The following is a 6251-nucleotide window of genomic DNA, read 5'->3' as shown; positions in this document are numbered from 1 at the left end:
CCCGCGTCGGGGCGCAGCAGCCCGAGCCGGGTCATGGCGGCGAGCCAGCCCTCGATCCGCGCGGGGTCGGCCCCGGCCGCCTCGGCGAGCACGTCGACCGGGTCACCGGCCGCCGCTCGCGCCGGGGGCGGGGAAGGGGTACGCCACAGCGTCGTCCGGTGCGGCGCGTGCGCGGGCGGGTCGGTACGGCCGTAGGCGGTGCCGGGTGCGGACGGGGGCCGTCCGTCGTACGGGTCGTACGGGTCGTACGGGTACGCGGGGTACGGCGTCCGGTCGGCGGGTCCGGCGGGCTCGTCGGGGTGCGGATAGGGGCCGTGTTCCGGAAGCTCCGCGCCGAAGCCGGGACGTGGGGAGCGCGGGTCCGCGCCGCCGCTCCCCGGGTCCGCGCTCCACACGTCCCGGCAGCCCGGCGCGATGTCCCGGGGCCGACGCGTCCGCGCCGTCGGTGCGTCGTGGGGGTGCCGCCGCGCGGTGTCGAACGACGGGGCGGGGCGGTACACGCCGTCCGCCGGCGACGCCTGCGGGGACCCGGTGCCGAACGCCGACGCCTGCCGGTACGCGCCGTCCGGCAACGGTGCCCGCGGGTGCGGGAGGGCATGCCGAAGCGCGCCCCGGCCGTCCGGCGGGCCCGCGGGCCAGGCCTGCTCCAGGGCGGCGAGGCAGCGTGCCACGTCGGCCGTCGCGGGGCCCGCGCTCCGCAGCCACCAGGAGACGGCGGCCGGGTAGGACCCGGGGTACAGCGCGGCGCAACTGTCCGGCACGGGCGGGACGCCGTCGGGGTGCGGGGTGCCGCCGAGGTCGTCCAGCAGGGCGTGCAGGAGCAGCGGGCTGCCCGCGCCGGCCCGTACGCACTCCTCGGTCCACCGCGCCGGCGCGTCCGGGAAGGCGTCCCGGACCAGCCCGGCCGCCGCCGAGTCGCTGAGCGGGGCGAGGGTGTGGGTGCGCACCAGGGACGGCGACAGCGCCTGGGTGAGTCCGGCGGGGCGCGGTTCGACGTCGTACTGGCTGCGTTCGGTGGCGACCAGCAGTACTGGTAATCGGTCGACGTGCCGGGCGGCCTCCGTCAGCCAGCGGCGCGAGGAGTCGTCGGCGAGGTGGACGTCGTCGACGGCCACCAGCACCGGGCTCTCGGCCGCGTACGAGCGCAGCAGCCGCCACAGCCGGGCCGCGCTGCCCCGGTCGTCGCCGCCCGGCGCCATGTCCGTGAACTCCGGTACCGGACCGAGCAGGTGGAGGACCATGGCGAAGGGCACCGGGGTGTCCTCGGGCGAGCAGCGCACGCGAAGCACCCGCAGACCGCGGTCCTCGGCGTGCCGGGCGGTGGTCTCCAGCACGGCGGTGCGTCCGGTGCCGGTGGCGCCGCGCAGCAGGACGAGGCGGCCGGTGCCGGCCCGTGCGCGCTCGATCTCGGCGGCCAGCAGCGCGTGGGCGTCGTCGCGTTCACGGAGCGGTCCGGTCATCGGTGCCTCCTGTGGTGGATGGTGCTCCCCCGGTGTGTGAGACGAACGACTGCGGTGAACGGTGGTGCGAAGTGGCGTGGGTCACGGTGGCCCGCGGCCGTCTCCAAGGGCCCCGCCTCCGTGCGATACCCCGCTGACCTGCCGGGACGCCCGCTCGGCGGCCGCTCGTGGCGGTCGGCGCGCTGGTTTCGTGGTGTGCCTCGTGGTGCTCCACGATTGCGAAGTCCCAGCAGTCCCATAAGTGTGGAACACGCACATCCGCTACCGGCCTGTGCTGGACAGCGGGCACGTGAACAGGGGGGAAACGGTTGCTCAACTCACCCCGGAACACCACCACATCCATGACTTCCACCACGTCCACCTCCGCCGCCGCGGCCCATGGACCCGGCAAGGCGGTCGGCGGCATCGACCGGCGGGTCCCGGTGGCGGTGTCCGCTCCGGACCCGATCAGCCGCGAGGGCGCGGTCAGCCAGTTGCGCCGGCACCCGGAGATCGACCTGCGCGAGGAGTCGGGGCCGGGCACGGTGGCCCTGCTCATCGAGGACGCGCTCGACGACGCGGCGCTCACCCGGCTGCGCCGGATCGTGCGCAGCGAGGGCGCGCGTGCGGTGCTGGTGATCGGCGCGATCCGAGAGAGCGAACTGCTCGACGTCGTCGAGTGCGGCGTCGGCGCCATCGTCTGGCGGCACGAGGCCACCGCCCACCGGCTGGTGCAGGCCGTCCTGGCCGCCTCGCGCGGCGACGGCGACCTGCCCGCGGACCTGCTGGGCCGGCTCATCAGCCAGGTGGGCACCCTGCACCGCGGCGCGGCAGGTCGCCCCGGCGCGCCTTCGCTGGGCCTCGCACCCCGAGAGGTGGACGTCCTGCGGCTGGTCGCCGAGGGTCTCGACACCGGAGAGATCGCCGGCAAGTTGTCCTACTCCGAACGCACGGTCAAGAACGTCATGCACGGACTCACCACGCGGCTCCATCTGCGCAACCGCGCCCACGCCGTGGCCTATGCCCTGCGGGAAGGCTACATCTGACCGAACGGGCAATCGAAGGCGGACCCTTCGGTCCGTACGGGCAGGGCTTCCTGCCCGTACGTCGTCCCCGGCGCGCGTGCGGCGGGACGGACCCGGAGGAACGATCGGTGACAGGCATCGGTGGCGGCCATCGGTGACCGGCGGCAGCGGGCGGGCCGTGCGGACCCGCGTACGGCCAGGGCAGGAGCGCGAGCGTGATCCACGAGGTGGACGAGGTCCTGAAGGCCCTCCTCAAGGGCGGGGCCTTGACGGACTCGGGCATCGACGTGGCCTTCGAGGCACCCACCCGTGACTGGGCGGCCCGGCGCAACGCCCCCGTCGTCAACGCCTACTTGTACGACATCCGCGAGGACGTGGGCCGTCGGCACCGCGGCCAGGTGGCGGTGCGCGACCAGGACGACATCGTCGTCAAGCGCCGTCAGCCGCCCCGCTGGTTCCGGCTGTCGTACCTGGTGACGGCCTGGACGAAGACCCCCCAGGACGAACACCGGCTGCTGTCCGCCGTACTGGCGACGCTGCTGCCCCGCGAGCAGCTGCCCCCCTACGAACTCCCCGGCGCGCTCGGCTCGATGGGCCTCCCCGTGCCGATGACGGTGGCGGGCGTCCAGACCGAGTCCCGTTCCCTCGCCGAGATCTGGTCCGCCCTGGGCGGCGAGCTGAAGCCGTCCCTCGACCTGGTGGTGACCGCGCCCTTCCCGGCCTACCCCGAGTACGACGCCGGGCCCCCGGTCACCGAGGGCGCGACGGTCCGGGTCGGCGGCATCGAGGGCGACCCGCCCATGTCCGAGGGCCGCTCGCACCGGCCGCACCAGGTGGCTGCGGCCCGCGCCGCCCGCAAGGCCGTAACGGACGGCCGCACGAAACGACAGTGACGACAGTGACGACCGCGAACACCCAGGCCCCCACCCACGGTCCCGCGACCGCCTCCGCCACGGGCACACCGGCCGCCGCCCCGCCGGGCGGCTCCGGCGATGCCGCCCAGGCGCTGCTCGCCCGGCTCGAAGTCCTGCGGGACCGGGTGACCGCACTGGTCGAGCACCGCACCGCCGACGACCCGACGGCCGACGACCCGCTGCGCGGCCTGTACCTGCCCGACGAGGCCGTCCACCACCTGCTGCGCACCTGGCCGTCCGCCGACGCCCCGCCCGTGCCCGTGCCCGTGGAGCCCGTCTCGGCGGGCACTCCGGCCGGCCCCGGGGACCGGCTGGCCCGGCTGGCCGGGACGGCGCGGCTGACCGAGCTGGACACGGCCGCCCTGCTCGTCGCCCTCGCCCCCGACGTCGACCGCACCTTCGAGCCGCTCTACGGCTACCTCAACAACGATGTGAGCCGCCGCCGCGCCACCGTGGGCCTCGCCCTCGACCTGTGCGGGATGCCCGCGCACGTGGCGACGGCCCGGGCCCGGTTCCACGCCTCGGCCCCGCTGCGCGCCCTGGGCCTGCTGGAGGTCGAGGAACCCGAGCGCCCCTTCCTGACCCGTTCGCTGCGCGTCCCGGACCGGCTCATCGGCCACCTCCTCGGCGACGACACCCCGGACGCCGCGCTCCTCGGCCTGCTGCTCCCGATGCCGGACCCGCTGCCCGCCGCGGGCGGCGACGCCGACCTCTTCGTCCGGCGCCTGACCGCCCGGCTGCAGGACGGCCCGCTCACCGCCTATCTGCGGGAACCGCGCGAGGGTGACGGCCTGGCCGCCCTCTCCACCGTCCTGGACGCCGCGGGTATCGACGCGCTGCGCTGCACCGACCTTGAGGACCACGTCCCCGAGCTGCTGCGCGAGGCCCGCCTCGGCGGCCGGGCGATCGTGGTGTCGGGCCTGCCCGAGAAGCCGGGCCCGTTGGTGCGGACGCTGACCGCCGCGACCGGCGTGACCGTGCTCATGACGGACCCGCGCCCCTACGACCCGCACTGGGCCCCGGCCGACCCGCTCGTCCTGGACGCCCCGGGCCGCCGGGCCGGTGGCGTGGCCGCCTGGCGGGCCGCGCTGGGCGCCGACGCCGACGGGTTCGACCTGGCCACGGCCGTCGCCCCGTACCGGCTCGGCGGCGACCGGATCCAGCGGGCCGCGCAGACCGCCCGCGCCCTCGCCTCCTTCGACGGCGCCCCGGTCGACGCCGAGCACGTCCGGCTCGCCGCCCGGCGGCAGTCGGCCTCCGGGCTGGAGAGCCACGCCCGCCGGATCCGGCCGGACGTGGACTGGCAGGACCTGGTACTTCCCCACAAACCGCTGGTCCAGCTCCGCGAGCTGGCCCTGCGCGCCCGCCACCGCGACCGGGTCCTGGGCGACTGGCGGCTCAGCGCGGGCGGCGGCCGGGGCCGCGGCGTCCTCGGCCTGTTCGCGGGCGAGTCCGGCACCGGCAAGACCCTGTCGGCCGAGGTGGTCGCCGCCGACCTGGGCCTCGACCTGTACGTGGTCCAGCTGTCGTCGGTCGTCGACAAGTACGTCGGCGAGACCGAGAAGAACCTGGAGCGGATCTTCACGGAGGCCGACCGCACGGACGCCGTACTCCTCTTCGACGAGGCCGACGCCGTCTTCGGCAAGCGCTCCGAGGTCAAGGACGCCCACGACAAGTACGCCAACATGGAGAGCGCCTACCTGCTCCAGCGGCTGGAGTCCTTCGACGGCATCGCCCTGCTCACCACCAACCTGCGCGCCAACATCGACGAGGCGTTCACCCGGCGCCTGGACCTGGTCGTCGACTTCCCGTTCCCGGACGTCGAGCAGCGCCTGGCGCTGTGGCGGCACAGCCTGTCGCGGGTCCCGTCCTCCGACGGCATCGACCCGGGGGTGCTGGCCCGGGACTTCGAGCTGGCCGGCGGTTCGATCCGCAGCGCGGTCGTCACGGCCGCGTACCTCGCCGCCGGACGCGACGACATGGTGACGGCGGACGACCTCCTGGAGGGCGCCCGCCGTGAGTACCGCAAGGCCGGGAGACTGGTCCCGGGCGAAGGCGGCTGGTGACCGCCGGGTCCGCCCAGGGCCTGTCCGTCAGCCCTTCTTCGGGTGGATGATCTCCCACTCCTGGTCATCGACGTTGCTGCAGTTGTCGAGCACCATCTTGGAGAAGAGGGCGCCGCCGTTCGCACCCTCCACACCGAGGCACTTCTGGTTGCTGGCGAAGTTGCGGATCCAGTAGTCGCCGCTCTCCTGCTTGTCGACCCACCAGAGCTGGTTGTCGGTCGCGGTGGTGCTGTCGCAGTGGAACTCGGTGACGGGCGTCCCCACGGCAGCGGAGCCGTGGTCCGGCAGGTCCATGCAGAACCTGTCCTTGATGTTCCGGATCTGGAAGAGCGGTGCCCCGCCGGGGCCGCCCTTCTCGTACTTCACCTCGAGGTCCCAGATCTGGTTGTCCCCGTCGGTGTCGTCGCAGACCGCCTGCTGGACGGGTCCGTCGGGCACGCCCTTCTCCCGCCCGGGGAGTTCGGCGCACATGTGGCTGGTGGTGTTCCGCAGCAGGATGTTCTTGGCGGGAACCACCGGCTTCGGGGCCGGCTTCGTCGCGGGCTTCTTGGCGTCGCCACCGCCACCCCCGCCACCGCCGCCTCCGCCGTCGCTCTTCTCCGATTCCTGCGGGGCCGACGGCTGCTGCACCTGCGGCTGCTCGACGGGCGCGGACTCGGCGCTGCTGGGCAGCGACTCCGGACTCGCGCTCGGGCTGGGCGCGAGGGCCGCACCGGCCTGCTCGGTCTGTTCCGTCGCACTGGTGCGGACCTGAGGCTTGTACGCGATCCAGATCATCACGAACGCGATCGCCAACGCCAGGAAGAT

Annotated in this window: 5 protein-coding genes; 3 read left to right on the top strand and 2 right to left on the bottom strand. The window is 74.7% G+C overall.

What is annotated here, in order from left to right; all coding sequences use genetic code 11:
• Positions 1-1460: AAA family ATPase (locus BZZ08_RS37905; RefSeq protein WP_157953371.1), on the bottom strand; the 1460-nt coding region annotated here is incomplete at its 3' end.
• A gap of 341 nt (positions 1461-1801) precedes the next feature.
• Between BZZ08_RS37905 and BZZ08_RS37895 the strand changes: the two genes are divergently transcribed.
• The 3 genes from BZZ08_RS37895 to BZZ08_RS37885 all read left to right on the top strand — a co-directional run bounded on the left by BZZ08_RS37895 (position 1802) and on the right by BZZ08_RS37885 (position 5444).
• Entirely contained in the window at positions 1802-2485 is a 684-nt protein-coding gene (locus BZZ08_RS37895) for a helix-turn-helix transcriptional regulator (protein WP_104636670.1), read from the top strand.
• Positions 2486-2679: 194 nt separating this feature from the next.
• Entirely contained in the window at positions 2680-3357 is a 678-nt protein-coding gene (locus tag BZZ08_RS37890) for a DUF4255 domain-containing protein (protein WP_104636669.1), read from the top strand.
• 5 nt (positions 3358-3362) lie between these two features.
• Entirely contained in the window at positions 3363-5444 is a 2082-nt protein-coding gene (locus tag BZZ08_RS37885) for an ATP-binding protein (RefSeq protein WP_104636668.1), read from the top strand.
• Positions 5445-5471: 27 nt separating this feature from the next.
• Here the strand turns inward: BZZ08_RS37885 and BZZ08_RS37880 are convergent.
• On the bottom strand, positions 5472-6251 hold a 780-nt coding region (locus tag BZZ08_RS37880; RefSeq protein WP_198601941.1), incomplete at its 5' end, for an RICIN domain-containing protein.

Source organism: Streptomyces sp. MH60, assembly GCF_002939385.1.
In the GTDB taxonomy this organism is placed as follows: Bacteria; Actinomycetota; Actinomycetes; order Streptomycetales; family Streptomycetaceae; genus Streptomyces.
This window is presented reverse-complemented; position numbering and strand designations above follow the sequence as displayed.